Raw genomic sequence first — 18551 nt, forward strand, 5'->3', positions numbered from 1 at the left:
CCTGGTCGATGTTGTGTGAAGCGGTCATGCAGCCCCGCGTCAGTTTGGTCGGTCAAAAATGAGAGCGAAACCGCGATGCTGCGCGAGAACAACAGCATCAGCTCGCCGCGAAAAACGGCTTGCCGAGCGATGCCGGCGCGTTGAGCTTGATCGTGTTCGGGTTGCGCGAGATGAGCACGAGCACGACGATCGTTGCGATATAAGGCAGCATCGCGAGGAATTGCGTCGGCACGGGCACGCCGATCGCCTGCGCGTAGAACTGCAGCGCCATCACCGAGCCGAAGAGCAGCGCGCCGATCAGCAGGCGGCCCGGCCTCCAGGTCGCGAACACGACGAGCGCAAGCGCGATCCAGCCGCGCCCCGATGTGAGTTGCTCCTGCCAGACGTGCAGATAGACGATCGAGTAGTAGCCGCCCGCGATACCGGCCATCGCACCGCCGAAGAGCGTCGCGCCATAACGCACGCCGACGACCGGAAAGCCCACCGCATGCGCGACCGCGGGCGATTCGCCGACCGAGCGCAGCACGAGCCCCGCGCGCGTCTTGTAGAGGAACCAGCCGATCACGCCGAACATGATGAACGCGAGATAGCCGAGCGGCGTGAGCGAGAAGATCGCGGGGCCGAGCACGGGAATGTTCGCGAGGCCGGGAAGCGGCATCACGTCGATGCTCGCGCGCACCGCCGCCGACGTATACGGCTTGCCGACATACGCCGAAAAGCCGATGCCGAAGATCGTCAGCGACAGGCCCGTCGCGACCTGATTGGCGAGCATCGTGATGGTGAGAAAGCCGAACAGCAGCGCCATCGCGAGCCCCGCGAACACGGACGCGACGATGCCCAGCCACGGACTGCCGGTGATCGCGGTGACGGCATAGCCGGTGACGGCGCCCATCAGCATCATCCCTTCGACGCCGAGATTCAGGACGCCCGATTTTTCCGCGACGAGTTCGCCCGCGCCCGCGTACATCAGCGGGATGGCGGCGATCACGGCGCTCGACGCGAGGTTGCTGGCCTGATTGATGTCCATTTTTATTGCCTCGTCATGCGGCGTGATGCGCAGGCGTCCTGCGCTTGATGCGGTAATTCACGAACAGGTCGCAGCCGAGCAGGCAAAAGAGCAGCAAGCCCTGGAACACGCCCGCGAGCGCTTGCGGCAATTGCAGCGAGGTCTGCACGGCTTCGCCGCCGAGATACAGGAGCGCCATCAGCAGGCTCGCGAGCACGATGCCCACCGGATGCAGTCGTCCCACGAACACGACGATGATCGCCGTGAAGCCGTAGCCCGGCGACCAGCCCGCCTGAAGCTGGCCGATCGGACCGGCGACTTCGCCCATCCCGGCGAGGCCCGCGAGGCCGCCGGACAGGAGCAGCGATGTCCAGATCGTTTTCTTGTCGGAGAAACCGGCGTAGCGCGCGGCGAGCGGTGCGAGACCGCCGACGTTCATCCGGAAGCCCGCGAAGCTCTTGCGCATGAAGAGCCACACGCACGGAATCGTGATCGCCGTCAGAAACACCGACGCGTTGATGCGCGTGCCCTTGAGCCACGCCCAGTGCCAGTCGCCGTAGAGACGCGGGAACAGCGCATCGTCGCCGAACATCGCCGAGATCGGGAAGTTCATGCCTTCCGGGTCGCGCCACGGGCCGCTCACCAGATAGATCAGCAATTGCGCCGCGACGTAGGTGAGCATCAGGCTCGTCAGGATTTCATTGGTGTTGAAGCGGCTCTTCAGCAGCGCGGGAATCCCCGCCCACACCATCCCGCCGATGACGCCGCCCGCCATCATCAGGGGCAGCGTCCACCAGCCGGACGCATCGCCGACATGGATCGCGATGCCGCCCGCGACGATGCCGCCGAGCAGCATCTGCCCTTCCGCGCCGATGTTCCACACGTTCGCGCGATAGCCGACCGCGAGCCCGAGTCCGATCAGGCACAGCGGCGACGCTTTCAGCACGAGCTCGGACCAGCCGTTGACGCTCGAAAGCGGCTCGATGAAGAACGCGTGCATCGCGCGCAACGGGTCCTGGCCGACGAGACTGAAAATCAGAAAGCCGATGACGAGCGTCGCGACGGCGGCGACCACCGGCACCGCGAGCTGCATGGCGCGCGAGGGCGTCGGGCGCGCTTCGAGTCGATAGGGGAAGATCATCGTGCTTAATGCTTCAAGAGAGAGTCGGGTTCGGCGGCGGGCGCGGACTTGCCTTCGAAAAGACCGGCCATGAAGAGGCCGACTTCCTCCGCGTTGGTTTCGCTTGTCTTGCGCACCGGCGAGAGCTTGCCGCGCGCGATCACGGCGAGCCGGTCGCAGATGTCGAAGAGTTCTTCGAGCTCTTCGGAAATGACGAGGATGGCCACGCCCCGCGCCGACAGATCGAGCAGTTGCTGGCGGATGAAGCCCGCCGCGCCGACATCGACGCCCCAGGTCGGCTGCGCGACCACGAGCACCTTCGGCTCCTGAAGAATCTCGCGCCCGACGATGAACTTCTGCAGGTTGCCGCCCGACAGGCTCTGCGCAAGCGCATCGCTGCCGCCGCAGCGCACATCGAACGACTTGATGCAGCGCTCGGCGAACGACCTCACCGTGCCCGATCTGATCCAGCCGCCGCGCACCATGTTGTCGCGATGCGCGGTGAGCAGACCGTTATCGGCGAGGGACATCGCCGGTACCGCGCCGCGCCCGAGGCGTTCCTCGGGCACGAACGCGAAGCCGAGCCGGCGCCGTCCGCCCGCGGTCAGACGCGCGGCGGGCTTGCCGCAGATCGAGACGGCATCGGGCGCGACGTGCCGGTCGCGGATTTCGCCCGAAAGCGCCGCGAGCAGTTCCGCCTGTCCGTTGCCCGACACGCCCGCGATGCCGAAGATCTCGCCCGCGTGCACGGAAAACGAGACGTTCTCAAGCGATGTGCCGAACGGATCGGGACTCGCCACCGACAGGTTTTTCACCGCGAGCCGCACGTCGCCCGGATTGTGCTCGCGGCGCGTGTAGTCGGGCAGCGAATGACCGACCATCAGTTGCGCGAGCGATGCCTGCGTTTCCTTGCGCGGATCGACGTTGCCGGTCACGCGCCCGCCTCGCATCACGGTGGCGTTTTCGCAGAGCGACTGGATTTCGTCGAGCTTGTGGCTGATGTATAGAATGCTGCAACCCTCGGAGGCGAGGCGTCGCAGCACCTTGAAGAGCTTCTGCACGGCCTGCGGCGTGAGCACCGAGGTCGGCTCGTCCATGATGAGCAGACGCGGATTCTGCAGCAGGCAGCGCACGATTTCCACGCGTTGCCGCTCGCCGACGGTGAGGCTGTGCACGTGCCGCTGCGGATCGACATCGAGGCCGTAGTCCTTCGACACTTCGCGGATGCGTTTGCCGAGCGCCTTCATGTCGAACTTCTCGTCGAGCGCGAGCGCGATGTTCTCGCCGACCGTCAACGTCTCGAACAGCGAGAAGTGCTGGAACACCATGCCGATGCCGAGCTTGCGCGCGGCGGCCGGACTGCCGATCTCGACCGTTTCGCCTTGCCAGCGGATTTCGCCTTCATCCGGGCGCACCGCGCCGTAGATGATCTTCATCAGCGTGGATTTGCCCGCGCCGTTCTCGCCGAGCACGGCGTGAATTTCCCCCGGCATGACGACGAGATTCACGCCGTCGTTCGCCTTGACGGACGGATACTGTTTGCTGATACCCGACAACGCCAGGCGCGGTGGCGTCATCGACGTGGAAATGGCGTCGCCCATTGAAATCCAGAAATGCGCCTGGCCACCGAGCAGACCGGGCTGGAAAAGTTACCGCTCACGAGCGCGTGACACGGCGGTGTCGCACAAACTCATATCGCGGGCAGAATTTACAGAATTCGGGACGCTAAGTCGATAACTCAAAATTATGTGTTGCGTACCGCTAAAGCCAGTGTTTGCGGGTAAGCCACACCTTGACGAAATTTTTACGTCATATTAAAAATGATATGTTGCACCCCCGCATCGATCAGCCAGAACATATAGTGGAGATAACATGAGTCAGCAACGCGAGGCGATCGATACGTATCTGTTACGCGTCTTGCATACCCTCTTGATGGAACGCAGCGTGACGCGTGCGGCCGTCAAGCTCAATCAGTCGCAACCCGCCATCAGCGCCGCCTTGCGCCGGTTGCGCGATATCACCGGCGACCCGTTGCTCGTGCGCGGCAAGTCCGGCATGGTGCCGACCGAATATGGTCTGCGCCTGCTCGAACCTACGCAAAACGCGCTGCGCGAAATCGAGCGCATCAAGGTCCAGCAGCACAACTTCGATCCTTCGACGTCGGTGCGGTGCTATCGCATCGGCTGTCCCGACTATCTGAACGTGCTGTTCGTGCCGACCGTCGTCGAACGATTCCGGCAGGCTGCGCCCGACGCGACGCTCGAGTTCCATTCGCTCGGCCCCGCGTTCGATTACGAGCTGGCGCTCGAAGACGGCAAGCTCGACATCGTCGTGGGCAACTGGCCCGAGCCGCCCGAACAGTTGCACCTCTCCAATCTGTTCGTCGACAAGATCGTGTGTCTCGTCAGCAATCAACATCCGTTCGCCAAGCGCGGCGGGCTCACGCTCGATCAGTACCTGAACGCGCCGCATCTCGCACCGACGCCCTATTCCGTCGGGCAGCGCGGTGCGATCGACGTGCATCTTGCGCGGGAGCGTTTGAAGCGTCATGTCGTCGTTACGTTGCCGTACTTCAATCTCGCGCCTTACGTGTTGATCAAGTCGGATCTCGTCTTCACGACGACGCGGCTTTTCGCGGACCATTACGCGCGGTTTCTGCCGCTCGCGGTCGTGCCCGCGCCGCTCGATTTCCCGCCGATGCAGTATTACCAGTTGTGGCATGAGCGGTGTCATTATTCCGATGAGGTTCGCTGGCTGCGGGGGCTCGTCGCCGAGGCGACGCGGTCGTTGATCGATCAGCCTTGAGGTTGCTTTTGGTTTTTCGCTCGCTTGTCTTTGCGTTCGTTCGTGAAACCTGTTTTCGCGTCGGTCTATTTGCTCTGCCCCTCCCCGGGGCGGGGGTCACTTTCTTTGCTGCTGCAAAGAAAGTAACCAAAGAAACAGCTCTCCCCAGCCTAAGCACTTCACACCGGCCGCGGCACAGACGATTGGCCTAATGGCCCGGCAGTAGCGAGTGCCCCCACAAGCAGATAAGGGCTTGGATCGCGCACGGTCCGACACATCGCACCACACAACGAACTGGCTCAGCACCAAATAGCTCCGGCCCGCTTCGCGGCCGATGGGTCAATCGGGTGTGCACGTGCTTCTTCGATGGTTTCGCTTGCAGACCCGACGGCAGCGCGTAGCGCTGTGCCGAAGCTATTTGGTGCTGAACCAGCGCGCCAAAACATGTGGTGCGGCAGACCGTGCGCGATCCAAGCCCGGTTGGTCCTTCGAGGGCGACACTTAGGCGAGTGCCGCCTGCGGCTGGCAAGCATGGCCAACGTGCGTGTGACCGCGGGCGGTGAGAAGCTGCTTTCTTTGGTTACTTTCTTTGCAGCAGCAAAGAAAGTGACCCCCGCCCCGGGGAGGGGCAGTGCTAATAGACCGACACGAATTCAGGCCATCCACAAAAGCCGAAGCAAAGCCTCCCGCCCAAACCGAATCCTCACAAACCCGAAGCCTCAACCAGCCCCCGCGCCAGGCGATTGTGTCGCTCCACCACCACGCCCAAATCGACCGTCGTCAACCGCCCATCCTTCACCACGATCTTCCCATCGATAACACTCGTCGACACCTGCGACGGCGCGCAGAACACCAGCGCCGCCACCGGATCATGCAACGCGCCCGCAAACGCAGTCTGCGAAAGATCGAACGACACGAAATCCGCCGCCATCCCAGGCGCGAGCGCGCCGATATCATCGCGATTGAGCACTTTCGCGCCACCGAGCGTCGCGATTTCAAGCGCCTCACGCGCCGTCATCGCATCCGGACCGAACCCGACACGCTGCAAAAGCAGCGCCTGCCGCACTTCCGCGACCATCTGCGCGCCATCGTTCGACGCCGAGCCGTCCACGCCGATACCAACCGGCACGCCCGCATCACGCATCGCACGGATCGGCGCGATGCCCGACGCCAGCCGCATGTTCGAGCAGGGACAATGCGCGACGCCCGTTCCCGTGCGCGCGAACAGTTCGATGCCCGGCTTGTCCAGTTGCACACAGTGCGCATGCCACACGTCATGCCCGACCCAGCCGAGATCCTCCGCATATTCGGCGGGCGTCATGCCGAATTTCTCGCGGCTGTACGCGACATCGTTCACGTTCTCGGCCAGATGCGTGTGCAGCGACACGCCGTATTCGCGCGCAAGCAGCGCCGCGTCGCGCATCAATTCGCGGCTCACCGAAAATGGCGAACAAGGCGCGACGACCACGCGCAGCATCGCGTAGCGGCCTTCGTCGTGATACGTCTCGATCAGGCGCTGCGAGTCCTTCAGAATCGCGTCCTCCTTTTCGACGACCGAATCGGGCGGCAAGCCGCCATCCCTCTGTCCCACGCTCATGCTGCCGCGCGCCGCATGAAAACGCATGCCGATTTCGCGCGCCGCCGCGATGCTGTCATCGAGCCGGCTGCCGTTCGGATAGATATACAAATGGTCGCTCGACGTCGTGCAGCCGGAGAGCAGCAGCTCGGCCATCGCGGTCTTGGTCGAGATGTCGATCATGTCGGGCGTGAGATGCGCCCAGATCTTGTAGAGATTCGTGAGCCAGCCGAACAACTCGGCGTTCTGAGCTGCGGGAATCGCCCGCGTCAGGCTCTGATACATGTGATGGTGCGTGTTGACGAGCCCCGGAATCACGAGATGGCCGCGCATGTCGAGCACCTCGTCGGCGGTTTGCAGCAGTTCGCTCGTCGGTCCCGCCTGCACGATCCGGTTGTCTTCGATATACATGCCGCCGTCGCGAATTTCACGGCGCTGCTCGTCCATCGTGACGAGCATGTGGGCGTTTTTGACCAAAAGACTGCGTGGCATCTGCGTTATCTCCAGAGACGGTAAGGGAACCAGTAAAAGCCCCGGTTACCCAGCGTCGGCCGCCGTCTTCGGGACGCGGCAAATATCCATCGATACTGCGCGCACCGCCACTGTCCGCAATCAAAAAATCGGACGCAATCAGACTGCCGTCATAGTCGTCTTCACGGCGGCGATATATTCCCGATTTTTGGCGCGGGTAGCATCGCCGGAAGAGTCGTCGGGAAGCCGCCGGGAACGTCGGCGAACCCTTTGCGGCAAGGCTTACGCGCCGCTGTCATGCGTTGGGCATTATCTTTCCTATCGCGGGCGCACAGCGCGTCTCAAATTCCTACAATGCTGTACACGGCGCGCATCTGAAACGCCGACGGGTATGTAGCCACTGACGTGGAGCCTCGATCCGCCGCAGACGCACTGACGTTTCAAGGTGCCGAAATTCGGATCGATGCGCAAAGCCGGATCTCGCACAACTCAAGGAAACTGCGAATGGGCAAGCTCACCACCCACGTCCTCGACACCGCGCACGGCCGCCCGGGCGCAAACATCAAAGTCGAGCTGTTCGCGCTCAACGGCGACGCCCGCCGCGCGATCAAGACCATCCACACCAACGACGACGGCCGCGCCGATGCGCCGCTGCTCGAAGGCGCCGATCTCGAAACCGGCGAATACGAACTGGTGTTCCACGCGGGCGACTACTTCGCCACGATCGGCGTGAAGGTGCCCGAGCCGCGCTTCGTCGATCGCGTCGTGTTGCGCTTCGGCATCGCGGATTCCGGCGCGCACTATCACGTGCCGCTGCTCGTATCGCCGTGGGCGTACAGCACGTATCGCGGCAGCTAAAAACATATATATATCGCGCCCGTCCCCATCAATCTGACGATGTGCGCATAACGAATCGGTAGTGGAGGAGTACATGGAAGGCTTTGTCACCGACTGGCTCAATCTCGTATTGCGCTGTCTGCACGTCATCGTCGCGATCGCATGGATCGGCGAATCGTTCTACTTCGTTGCGCTCGATAACAGTCTCAAACCGCCCACCGACCCGAACGCGCGCCGTCGCGGCGTGTTCGGCGATTTCTGGCACGTCCACGGCGGCGGCTTCTATCACATGCAGAAGTATTCCGTCGCGCCGCAGGACATGCCGGAGAACCTGCACTGGTCGTTCTGGCCGTCGTACACCACGTGGATGTCGGGCTTCGGCCTCTTCTTCGTGCTGTATCTGCTGTCGCCGAGCACCTATCTCATCGACAAGAGCGTGCTCGACATGGGCCCGGTCGTCGCAGTATCCGCCGCGCTCGGCTTCCTGATGGCCGGCTGGATCGTGTACGACACGCTGTGCCGCGTGCTCGGCACCAACGACAAGCTGCTCGGCATCTGCGTCGGCATCTACGTGCTGGTCGCGGCGTTCATCGCGTGCCATGTGTTCGCGGGCCGCGCCGCCTATCTGATCACTGGCGCGATGATCGCGACGATCATGTCGGCGAACGTGTTCTTCGTCATCATTCCGGGTCAGCGCAAGATGGTCGCCGCGATGCTCAAGGGCGAAACGCCGAACGCGATCTACGGCAAGCGCGGCAAGCAGCGCTCCGTGCACAACACGTATTTCACGCTGCCGGTCGTGTTCGCGATGCTGTCGAACCACTACGCGATGACCTACACGCACAAGTTCAACTGGCTGATTCTCGTGCTGATCATGCTGGCGGGCGCGCTCATTCGCCAGTTCTTCGTGATGCGCCATCGCGGCCAGGTGCTGTGGTACATGCCGGTCGCGGGTCTGGTGCTGGTGCTCGGCGCCTTCGCATGGACGATGCCCGCGCCGACCGTGGCTGTCGCACAGGCCGCCGGCGCGCCGACGATCAAGGTCTCCGACATTCAGCCGATCATCCAGCAACGTTGCGCGACCTGCCACTCCGCGCATCCGACGATGATGGGCAGCGCGCCCGCCGGCGTGTTGCTCGATACGCCCGCCGAGATCAAGCAGAACGCCCAGCGCGTGCATCAGCAAGCCGTGACCCTGAAGGCGATGCCGCTCGGCAATGTCACGCAGATGACCGATGCCGAACGTCAGAAGGTGGCGGCCTGGTTTGCAGGCGGCGCCGTCGAATAAGTCTGCCGTTCCGAGTCGAGAAATGCCCCGCCGATGTTCGAGCGGGGCATTTTTCATTCAACGCGCGAAGTAGTCTTTCACCGCGCGAATCACGGTATCGATATCCGCGCGCGACACATCGCGATGCGTGACGAAGCGCGACGCATAGAGCATCTGCATGAGAATGCCGCGCTCCTTCAGAAAGGCTTCGAGCGGTGCGCAATGCGCTTCGGGAATCTGCGCGAAGACCATGTTCGTTGCGTGCGATTGCACCTCGATTCCATCGGTTTGCGCGAGGCCGGCGGCGAGATAAGCAGCGTTGTCGTGATCCTGCGCGAGCGCGTCGACGTGATGATCGAGCGCATACAGACACGCGGCAGCGAGCAGGCCCGACTGACGCATGCCCCCGCCAAGCACTTTGCGCCAGCGGCTCGCGACATCGATCAACGCCTTCGATCCGACCAGCACCGAACCGACCGGCGCGCCCAGACCCTTCGAGAAGCAGACCGACACGCTGTCGAACGGCGCGCACAAATCCCTGACCGGCTTGTCCGACGCCACCGCGGCATTGAACACGCGCGCGCCGTCGAGATGCGTGGACAAACCGCGATCGCGCGCGAGCTGTGTCGCCTTCGCCACGTAATCGGCAGGCAGCACCTTTCCGCCGATGGTGTTCTCGAGCGCCAGCAAACGCGTGCGCGCGAAGTGGTTGTCGATCGGCTTGATCGCCGCCGCGATCTTGTCGAGCGGCAACGAGCCGTCGGGCGCGTTTTCGATCGGCTGCGGCTGAATGCTGCCGAGCACCGCCGCGCCGCCGCCTTCGTATTTGTACGTGTGCGCGGACTGCCCGACGATGTACTCGTCGCCGCGCGCGCAATGCGCCATCAACGCGGCGAGATTGCTTTGCGTGCCGCTCGGGAAGAACAGGCCCGCTTCCTTGCCCGTGCGCTCGGCAAGCGCGGCCTGAAGGCGGATGACGGTGGGATCGTCGCCCCAGACATCGTCGCCGACTTCGGCGGCCGACATGGCGGCGAGCATGGACTGGCTGGGACGGGTGACGGTATCGCTGCGAAGATCGATCATCGTTGAGTGGGGGTCGTCGGAAATGAACTGCTTATCTTAACGCCCCAAAAGCAAAAGGACCGGTCTTACCGCACCGGTCCTTCCCTTGCCCGAAAAAAGCGGTCTAGCGCATCGCCTCGTCCGTCAGCCACAGCGATTCCTTCAGATCCAGCTCGTTGAGGTTGTGCCCTTCGCCACCGCCGCGATCGACGACGATGTAATCGCTCACCTTCCCCAACGCGAGCAGCGGATGGTGCCACACGCCTTTCGCATAGTTCACGCCCTGCCAGCCGCTCGTGACGAACGCGCGAATCTTCGACTCGTCGAGATCGCCGGCGGGCGCGACGACGACGAGATACGGCCGGTCATCGAGCGGAATGAACGCCTGGCTGCCGAGCGGATGCCGTTCCATCATCTTGCATTCGAACGGCAGCGTGCGCGGCTGGCCGCGAAAGAGATTGACGATCGCATGGCCGCCCTGATCCGTCACGTCCACGTTGCACAGATCGTGAAAGCGGATCGTGGTGCCGAGGTTGATCGGGATCTGCTTCGCGCCATCGAGTTCGATGACATCGCCATAAGGCTTGAACGCAGCGCGCGTCAACGGTTCGATAGCGAGCTTTTTCATCATGCGAGGGTTCCGAAGAGACGAAGACGCGACACGCCGCCGTCGGGATAAATATTGAAGCGCACGTGCGTCACCGGGCCGAGAGCCGCCACTTCCGACTCGAAGAAATGCTGCTTGTCCATTTGCAATTTCTGCTCGCCGAGCAGCACGGGCCAGAACATGGCCTGCGTGACGAGGGAACTGTCCGTGCCGCCCTTCACGTAAGCCGCCTGAAGCGAGCAGCGATCCGGGAAATTGCCCTTGAAGTGCGCGGTATCCACTTCGACCTTCTTGATGACGCCCGGCTGCGCCAGCGCGACGATACACCAGTCGTTGCCCGGCTCGCGACGACGACGCGTCTCCCAGCCGTCGCCCATATTCACGCCGCGACCCGGCATCAGCAGCGTCGATGCGAGGCCGAAGTGCTGGTTGTTCGTGCCCACCATGTACGCGCCGTTTTCCATCGCGCCGAGATCGACGAGCTGGTTGCGGTCCGCGTTGCTCCAGTCGAGCTGCGGCTGGCCGTACACGCGCAGACGCGCGATGCCGCCGTCCGGATAGATGTTCACACGCAGATGCGTGAACGGCTGTTCGGCCTTGACTTCGAGATAGTGGTGATGGTTGCCCTGAAGCGTCGTCGACGGGACGATTTCCGTCCATTGCGTCGACTGATTCGGCGAACCGTCGATGACATGCGCGCCTTCGATCGACGCCGCCGGCGGGAAGTTGCCGGTGAAGTGGCTCGTGTCGACGTCGATGCCCTTGATCACGCCCGGACGCGCCAGCTTGACGATGCACCAGTCGTAGCCCGTCGTGCGCTTGCGGCGCGTTTCCCAGCCGTCCATCCACTTGCCGTGATCGTCGTACTTGCCGGGAATGAACACCGCCGGCTCCGGGTTCAGCATGCGGTCCTTCGGCGCGAAGAAATCGTCGCTCGCCTCGAGTGCCTGCGCGCCCAGACGCGGATCCGCGAGGTTCACATAGCGGCGCGTGAATTCGGGCGCGTTGGGATCGAGTGTCGGAATTGCCATTTGTCTGCTTCCTTGCTTTTCGTTCGGTTGTGACGGTTGATGCGGATTACGCGGCCTGGATCAGGTCGTTCAGCCTGAAACGCGCGATCCGGTAGATCTGGTCGAGACTCGTGCGCAGCTCTTCGGCGCGGTCATGATTCACGCGCTTTTCGAAGTTCGCGATGATGCCGTGACGGTCATACCCACGCACCGCGAGAATGAAGGGAAAACCGAATTTTTCGCGATATTGCGTGTTGAGCGATTGCAGCCTGTCGAACTCTTCCTGCGTGCAGAGATCGAGGCCCGCGCCGCTTTGCTCGCGCGTCGATTCGGCCGTCAGTTCGCCGCGCACCGCCGCCTTGCCCGCGAGTTCCGGGTGCGCGTTGATGAGCGCAAGCTGCTTCTCTTCGCCCGCGGTTTCGACGATATGCGACATCGCCGTGTGCAGCGTGTCGATGTCCTTGAACGGACGCTGTCGCGCCGCCGCTTCCGGCACCCACGGCGAATGTTCAAAGATGCCCGCGAGCACCGTCACGAACGTGTCGGCGGGCATGGTATTGAGTTGGTCGAGTGTGTATTGCATCGCCTTCATGCCGCCGTCCCGTTGTTGGTTTTCTCGAAAGGATGTTGCTCGCGCCAGTGACGCGCGATGTCGACACGCCGCGTGACCCACACGCGATCGTGCTTCTCGATGTGATCGAGGAATTTCTGCAGGCCGCGGAAACGCCCGGGACGTCCGAGCAGGCGGCAGTGCATGCCGATGGACAGCATCTTCGGCGCTTCGTCGCCTTCTTCGTAGAGCACGTCGAACGCGTCTTTCAGATACGTGAAGAAGTGTTCGCCCGTGTTGAAACCCTGGGGCGTCGCGAAGCGCATGTCGTTCGTGTCGAGCGTGTACGGCACGATCAGATGCGGCTTCTTCCCGCCGCCCGTCACCTCCACTTCGGTCCAGAACGGCAGGTCGTCGCCGTAGTTGTCCGAGTCGTAAAGAAAGCCGCCGTATTCCGCGACCAGCCGATGCGTGTTGGGACTGTCGCGTCCGGTGTACCAGCCGAGCGGCCGCACGCCCGTGACGCGCTCGATCGCTTCCATGCCGAGCCGCATGTGCTCCGCCTCGCGCTCCGGCGACATGTCCTGATAGTGAATCCAGCGATACCCGTGACACGCGATTTCATGCCCCAGTTCGACGAACGCCTTCGCCAGTTCCGGATGCCGCTCGATCGCCATGCCGACGCCGAAAATCGTCAGCGGCATGCCGCGCTTTTCGAATTCGCGCAGGATGCGCCACACGCCTGCACGCGAGCCGTACTCGTAAATCGACTCCATGCTCATGTGCCGCGAGGGATACGCCGCCGCGCCCACGATTTCCGACAGAAACTGCTCCGAGCCCGGATCGCCGTGCAGCACGCAATTCTCGCCGCCCTCTTCGTAATTGAGCACGAACTGCACGGCGACGCGCGCGCGTCCCGGCCAGTTCGCCTGCACCGGGTGGCGGCCGTAGCCGATCAGGTCGCGTGGGTATTTCGGATCGAGTGACATGGCAGGCGTTGAACTCAAGCGTTGAAAAAAGCGGGATTGTCGACGATTCAGTGTAGCTAAAAGACCCGGGCCCGCCCATACATCAGGTCAGATATTCCGGGTCACGTCGTCCGTATGTGTCGGTCCGAAACGCCATCAGCGCGGGCTGAAATCCGACAGCACGCCGTCATAGCGTTTCGCGAGCGGACGCGCATAATCGCCGCGTTTCGCGGTGTGGAGCTTCAGCGCGATCAGCGCTTCCGCCCATTTCACCGCGGCCGTCACCCCCTCCACCACCGGCGCGCCGATCGCGTCTTCCACCTCGCGGCAGAACTCAGCCATGCCCGCGCAGCCGAGGACGATCGCGTCGGAACCGTCCTCGTCGAGCGCGCGCCGGCATTCGTCGATGATCGTCTGACGCGCGGGCGAGCCCGGCACGTCGAGTTCGAGCACGGGGACGTCGGTTGCGCGCACGTTTTTGCAGAAGCGCGTCATGCCGTAGCGCTCCGCCAGATGCCAGGCCATGCCGACCGTGCGCTGCAACGTGGTCACGACGGAAAAGCCCGGCGCGATCACGCTCGCCGCGTGCATCGCCGCTTCCGCGATGCCGATCACCGGACCGCGCGCCAACTCACGCGCGGCGTAAAGGGCCGGATCGCCGAAGCAGGCGATCACGTAGCCGTCGAAACCCTGCTTTTCTCCGGCCTCCACTTCGGCCAGAAGCCCGAGCGACGCGATCGCCTCGTCGTAGTAGCCTTCGATGGACGCCGGGCCCATCGTCGGGCTGACGGCGACGATCTCCGTGCCGGGCGCGGCGACCTCGCGGGCGCAGCGGCCCATCGAGTCGGTCATGCGTTGCGTCGTGTTCGGGTTGATCAGTTTGATGCGCATTGCTGTTCTCCACACTGCTTTGGAAGGTTCTCTCAGGTTCTATCGTTCGTTATAGGTCAAGCTTCACACCGGGCGCTTGCGATCGGCGAGGAAGAAGTAAAACACCGCAGCCAGTCCCGCACCGATGAACCATGAGAAATTCGCGGCGCCTTCGAGCGACGGCAGCATCACGCAGAGAATCGCGATCACGGCGGCCGGCAGGAGCGCCATCACCGCACGGCGGTTCACGCCCTTCGTGTACCAGTACTTGCCTTCCTCGGACACCGAGTAGAGATCGTCCACGACCAGCTTGCCGCGCTTCACGAGATAGAAGTCGAGGATCAGCACGCCGTACAACGGTCCGATGAAGCTGCCGAGAATATCCAGCGTGTAGTGGATCACGGCCGGGTTGTTGAACAGGTTCCACGGCGTGATGAAGATCGACGCGGTCGCGGCCATCATGCCGCCCATACGCCAGCTGATGAGCTTCGGCGCGACGTTGGAGAAATCGAAGGCCGGCGACACGAAGTTGGCCACGATGTTGATGCCGATGGTCGCGATCGTGAAGGTCAGCGCGCCGAGAATCACGGCGGTCGGATGATCGATGCGGCCGACGGTTTCAACCGGATCGGTGATCAGCTGACCGAACACGGGCAGCGTCGCCGCGGTCGTGATGACGGTCACCAGCGAGAACGCCAGGAAGTTGACCGGCAGACCCCAGAAGTTGCCGCGCTTCACGCTGCGGAAGCTCTTGCAGTAGCGCGAGAAGTCGCCGAAGTTGAGCATCGGGCCGGAGAAGTACGACACGACGAGCGAGATCGCGGTAATCATCACGGGAATCACTTCCATGCCGTGATACTTCACGCCGCCCAGATTCAGGCCGATGTTCTTGATGCCCGCGCGCCACACCATATAGCCGGCGAGCATGAACATCACGACATAGACGGCGGGACCGGCGAAGTCGATGAACTTCTTGATCATCTCCATGCCGCGCCAGAACACGATGGCCTGCAGCACCCAGAGCAGCATGAAGCCCGCCCAGCCGAGCGCCGAGAGCCCGACGAAGCCGTACTTGTGCACATCGGCGTAAGGCATCAGCGACGGCACGAACTTCAGCACGACGATGACGAGCGCGCTCGAAGCCAGGTACGTCTGAATCCCGTACCACGCGACCGCGATGAGCCCGCGAATCACGGCCGGAATGTTCGCGCCGAGCACGCCGAAGGTGGCGCGGCACGCGACCGGATACGGCACGCCGGCCACCTGGCTCGGCTTCGCGATCATGTTGCACAGCGCGTTCACCAGCCCGATGCCGATCAGCAATGACACCAGCACTTGCCAGCTCGTCAGGCCGAGTGCGAAAAGACTCCCGGCGAACACATAACCGCCGACGCTATGCACGTCCGACATCCAGAACGCGAAGATGTTGTACGCGCCCCAGGTCTGGTTCTTGAGCGGCGCGAGGTCCTCGTTGTAAAGGCGATCGCTGTAACCTGCGGGCAGATTCGGATCGTGTCCTGCTGTCTGCTCTTCGTATTGCGGCAGGGCTGAGCTGCCGGGTGCACTGAACTGGGCCATGACGTCTCCTTCATTGGCTGCTTGCGTAGTGAAAAGATGCAAATGCTGATGTGACGAGCTTCGATCTGATGCCTTCGCTGATATCGAACCAGCGCGGCATTCTTCGGATTTGCGTTTTCGCCCTGCGGCGACTTTCATTTCACGCTCACACGAGCGTCCTGTTCGATGCGGCCCACGCTGCGGATTTTTTGCGCGTGCGACTCTCCGCGTGCCCGGCGCGGCGCGCGGGGCACGGTCTCCAATTATTTAGTCCTGCTATATTCAGTCGATGGCAGATTCTCCGATCTGCCTCGTCACTGCCGCCTACGTATCGAGCGCCCTTTCGCGCTCGGCGGGCCTCGTGAATACTTCCTTCAGATCGACCGCGCCGCGTGCCGGCCGCTCCAGCATCTTCAACTCGACATCGCGCAGATGCTGCGCCATCAGGACGGCCGCTTTCGTGGCGTCGCCGGCATCGAGCGCGGCGAGAATCTCTTCGTGATCCTCGAACGAGCACGAGCTCTTTCCGAGCGATTCGTACAACGCCGAGATCAGCGTCGAGCGCGCGACGAGCCCCGACAGACATTCGCACAACACTGTATTGCCGGTCAGCGCCGCGAGCTCAGTGTGGAACTCGCCGGAAAGCCGGATCCACGAGGAGAAGTCGTGACTCTCGAATGCGCGGCGCTCTTTGCCGATGGTGGCGCTGATCGACTTCAGCCGGCGCATGCCGTGGCCCTGCGCGATCCGCTCCACCACCGCCAGCTCGATGATGCGGCGCATCTCGAACACTTCATGCACTTCCTGCAGCGACGGGCTAGCGACAAACGCGCCGCGATTCGGCTCCAGATCGACGAGCCGCTCGTTCGACAGTTGCGCAAGCGCCTGACGGACCGTGCCGCGCTTCACCGCGAACACCTCGCACAACTGCGCTTCGGTCAGCTTCGCGCCAGGCGCAAGGCGATGCTCGAGGATCGCGGCGCGGATATTTTCGGCGATCGACTCGGCATTCGCCCCGTTCGGCGCGGCCGGTGAAGCATTCGATTCAGCACTACGGTTGGTGTCGGACATGATGTGCTCGCTTGCATGTTAAGCATCTTAGAATCGACATAAAGATTGTCAACAATTCATTTTGAGATTTGGTGCCTCAAGGTGTTTTCTCCCGTATCGAATCCGGCTCTACTTCAATACGGACGGGGATCTTAGCGAATTCACCAAGTTTTTGTCAGCATTGCTAGCACTTTTTTGTCGACAATCTATCGGTCGTCTTTTGTGCACGCCTGAACCCTGGATGGCGCAAAACAAGACCGTTAGTTGCTTATTAAGGTCAAAAATAAGGCGCTCGGTGGAGCGCCCTGTTCTACCCGCGTCAACCCAGATGCGGATAGTCGGACAGCTTCAACGTGAACCCGCGCTCGGTCGCCACGAGGTGAGCCGTTGCACCGAAAGGAAGCGTCAGAAGATTCTCCACATGTCCGAACTGCAATCCCGTCACCACCGGAATGCCGATCACGGATCTGACCTGCTCGATCATCGCGTCGAGCGAATAGCCGTTGTCGTAATCCGAAAGCCGGCCGCCCGAGAATTCGCCCATCACGATCGCCTGCTGACGGCCGAGCATGCCCGACTGATGCAACTGATAAATCATCCGCTCGATCCGGAACGGATGCTCGTTCACATCTTCGATGTAGAGAATCCCGCCTTCGATCGGCGGCATATACGGCGTGCCGACGAGCGACGCCAGAATCGCGAGATTGCCGCCCCACAGCATGCCGGTCGCATCCACGGTCTGACGCTGCGGCGTTTTGCTCGTTACGGTGAAGCTCGAATGGGAGATCGCGTTCCAGAAGTGCTGCATCGTGAACGAACTCGTCTGTTCGGCGCCGAAATCGCCCGCGAACATGGGTCCGCCGAAGCTTTTCACGCCAGCGTGCGCGAAGAGCGCGCACTGGATCGCCGTGAAATCGCTGTGGCCGACGATCGCGACCGGCTGATCGGCGAGTCTGCGCAAGCCGAGATAGTCGAGTCCGTGCAGGATGCGCGATGCGCCATAGCCGCCGCGCACCGCAAGTACGATGTCTGGCAACGGTCGCGATGCGTCCGCGAGGCGGTTGAGATCGGCCGCGCGCTCGGCGTCGGTGCCGCCGAAGCGCTGGAAACGCCGCCGCGTCGCATCGACGTTTTCGAGGCGATGCCCTTCCCTGCGCAATCGCCCGAGCGCGCGCTCAACAGCCGCCGGATCGTGCGGATAGCCAGACGGCGCGACGAGGTCGATGGTGCGTGATTTCACGATATTGTCGTTGGATTCGTTATTGAGCCGGCTTCACGCGCCCGACGCGCATCGCGCTCTTCACGCGCCAGGCGACGCCGCTCGGCGAAGAAATTCTTGAGCGCGTGCCCGCATTCGTCGGCGAGAACGCCGCCCGTCACCGTGGTGTGGTGATTGAGCTGCGCATTCGCGAACATGTCGACGACACTGCCGCACGCGCCCGTTTTCGGGTCCGTCGCGCCATAGACGACGCGCGCGATCCGCGCGTGCATGATCGCGCCCGCGCACATCAGGCACGGCTCGAGCGTCACATAGAGTTCACAGCCCGGCAAACGGTAGTTCTGGAGTTTCTGGGCGGCGGCGCGCAGCGCGGCCATTTCGGCATGCGCGGACGGATCGTGGCCGCGAATCGGATGATTGAAGCCGGTGGCGATGACTTCGTCGCCGAGCACGATCACCGCGCCTACAGGGACTTCGCCCGCGGCACGGGCTTCGTCGGCGGCGCGTTGCGCGAGCGCCATGAAGCGGCGATCGCGTTCGCTGGATGGATCTGCGATGGAAGCGTTCGGCGCGGGATCGGGCGCGTCCGGCATCCCG

The 18551-nt window shown here is 62.8% G+C and carries 17 protein-coding genes; 3 read left to right on the forward strand and 14 right to left on the reverse strand.

The features are described from left to right. Nucleotides 1–97 precede the first annotated feature (97 nt). From IAG25_RS11040 to IAG25_RS11050, 3 genes are read right to left on the reverse strand one after another with little or no spacing between them, the layout of a single operon-like run. Nucleotides 98–1027 carry an ABC transporter permease gene (locus IAG25_RS11040; RefSeq protein ID WP_187604875.1) on the reverse strand — a complete coding sequence of 310 codons (930 nt, stop codon included), beginning with the start codon at nucleotides 1025–1027 and terminating at the stop codon, nucleotides 98–100. A 13-nt stretch (nucleotides 1028–1040) separates the two neighbouring features. Continuing rightward, nucleotides 1041–2147 carry an ABC transporter permease gene (locus tag IAG25_RS11045; RefSeq protein WP_187604876.1) on the reverse strand — a complete coding sequence of 369 codons (1107 nt, stop codon included), beginning with the start codon at nucleotides 2145–2147 and terminating at the stop codon, nucleotides 1041–1043. Between the two features lie 5 nt (nucleotides 2148–2152). After that, nucleotides 2153–3727 (reverse strand): ABC transporter ATP-binding protein, encoded by a 1575-nt coding sequence (locus IAG25_RS11050; protein WP_187604877.1) that lies wholly within the window; start codon nucleotides 3725–3727, stop codon nucleotides 2153–2155. A 271-nt stretch (nucleotides 3728–3998) separates the two neighbouring features. Here IAG25_RS11050 and IAG25_RS11055 point away from each other — a divergent pair, with 271 nt between their 5' ends. Further along, the gene (locus IAG25_RS11055) at nucleotides 3999–4931 is read left to right on the forward strand and encodes a LysR substrate-binding domain-containing protein (protein ID WP_035498841.1); all 933 of its coding nucleotides are present in this window, start codon (nucleotides 3999–4001) and stop codon (nucleotides 4929–4931) included. Nucleotides 4932–5613: 682 nt separating this feature from the next. On the opposite strand, the gene IAG25_RS11060 is transcribed toward IAG25_RS11055, so the two are convergent. Next, nucleotides 5614–6978, reverse strand: coding sequence for an 8-oxoguanine deaminase (locus IAG25_RS11060; RefSeq protein ID WP_187604878.1), 1365 nt, complete (start codon nucleotides 6976–6978; stop codon nucleotides 5614–5616). A gap of 483 nt (nucleotides 6979–7461) precedes the next feature. Between IAG25_RS11060 and uraH the strand changes: the two genes are divergently transcribed. Beyond that, on the forward strand, nucleotides 7462–7815 hold the full coding sequence (gene uraH / locus IAG25_RS11065; RefSeq protein ID WP_035498845.1) for a hydroxyisourate hydrolase: 354 nt from the start codon (nucleotides 7462–7464) through the stop codon (nucleotides 7813–7815). A 73-nt stretch (nucleotides 7816–7888) separates the two neighbouring features. Further along, on the forward strand, nucleotides 7889–9082 hold the full coding sequence (locus IAG25_RS11070) for a urate hydroxylase PuuD (protein ID WP_035498847.1): 1194 nt from the start codon (nucleotides 7889–7891) through the stop codon (nucleotides 9080–9082). 57 nt (nucleotides 9083–9139) lie between these two features. Here IAG25_RS11070 and ltaE read toward each other — a convergent pair whose 3' ends face one another. The 10 genes from ltaE to tadA form a co-directional block, all read right to left on the reverse strand. Then, nucleotides 9140–10144 carry a low-specificity L-threonine aldolase gene (ltaE, locus tag IAG25_RS11075; protein ID WP_187604879.1) on the reverse strand — a complete coding sequence of 335 codons (1005 nt, stop codon included), beginning with the start codon at nucleotides 10142–10144 and terminating at the stop codon, nucleotides 9140–9142. 103 nt (nucleotides 10145–10247) lie between these two features. Beyond that, the gene (locus IAG25_RS11080) at nucleotides 10248–10751 is read right to left on the reverse strand and encodes an ureidoglycolate lyase (RefSeq protein WP_187605067.1); all 504 of its coding nucleotides are present in this window, start codon (nucleotides 10749–10751) and stop codon (nucleotides 10248–10250) included. Next, nucleotides 10751–11761, reverse strand: a complete 1011-nt coding sequence (alc, locus tag IAG25_RS11085) for an allantoicase (RefSeq protein WP_187604880.1) — start codon at nucleotides 11759–11761, stop codon at nucleotides 10751–10753. Before alc ends, IAG25_RS11080 begins: the two co-directional genes overlap by 1 nt. Before the next feature lie 46 nt (nucleotides 11762–11807). Next, nucleotides 11808–12332: a 2-oxo-4-hydroxy-4-carboxy-5-ureidoimidazoline decarboxylase gene (gene uraD, locus IAG25_RS11090; RefSeq protein ID WP_187604881.1), complete on the reverse strand. Its 525-nt coding sequence runs from the start codon at nucleotides 12330–12332 to the stop codon at nucleotides 11808–11810. Further along, nucleotides 12329–13279, reverse strand: coding sequence for an allantoinase PuuE (puuE, locus tag IAG25_RS11095; RefSeq protein WP_187604882.1), 951 nt, complete (start codon nucleotides 13277–13279; stop codon nucleotides 12329–12331). Before puuE ends, uraD begins: the two co-directional genes overlap by 4 nt. A 135-nt stretch (nucleotides 13280–13414) precedes the next feature. Next, nucleotides 13415–14149, reverse strand: a complete 735-nt coding sequence (locus tag IAG25_RS11100; RefSeq protein ID WP_035498857.1) for an aspartate/glutamate racemase family protein — start codon at nucleotides 14147–14149, stop codon at nucleotides 13415–13417. A 63-nt stretch (nucleotides 14150–14212) separates the two neighbouring features. Then, nucleotides 14213–15706 carry an NCS1 family nucleobase:cation symporter-1 gene (locus tag IAG25_RS11105; protein ID WP_187604883.1) on the reverse strand — a complete coding sequence of 498 codons (1494 nt, stop codon included), beginning with the start codon at nucleotides 15704–15706 and terminating at the stop codon, nucleotides 14213–14215. A 303-nt stretch (nucleotides 15707–16009) separates the two neighbouring features. Then, complete coding sequence (locus tag IAG25_RS11110; RefSeq protein WP_187604884.1) at nucleotides 16010–16756, reverse strand: GntR family transcriptional regulator; 747 nt, start codon at nucleotides 16754–16756, stop codon at nucleotides 16010–16012. Between the two features lie 298 nt (nucleotides 16757–17054). Further along, nucleotides 17055–17978, reverse strand: a complete 924-nt coding sequence (gene ldcA / locus IAG25_RS11115; protein WP_187605068.1) for a muramoyltetrapeptide carboxypeptidase — start codon at nucleotides 17976–17978, stop codon at nucleotides 17055–17057. Then, entirely contained in the window at nucleotides 17972–18547 is a 576-nt protein-coding gene (tadA, locus tag IAG25_RS11120) for a tRNA adenosine(34) deaminase TadA (protein ID WP_187605069.1), read from the reverse strand. The genes ldcA and tadA overlap by 7 nt, the downstream gene beginning before the upstream one ends. Between the last annotated feature and the right edge of the window lie 4 nt (nucleotides 18548–18551).

Source organism: Caballeronia sp. EK (genome assembly GCF_014384845.1).
In the GTDB taxonomy this organism is placed as follows: domain Bacteria; phylum Pseudomonadota; class Gammaproteobacteria; order Burkholderiales; family Burkholderiaceae; genus Caballeronia; species Caballeronia jiangsuensis.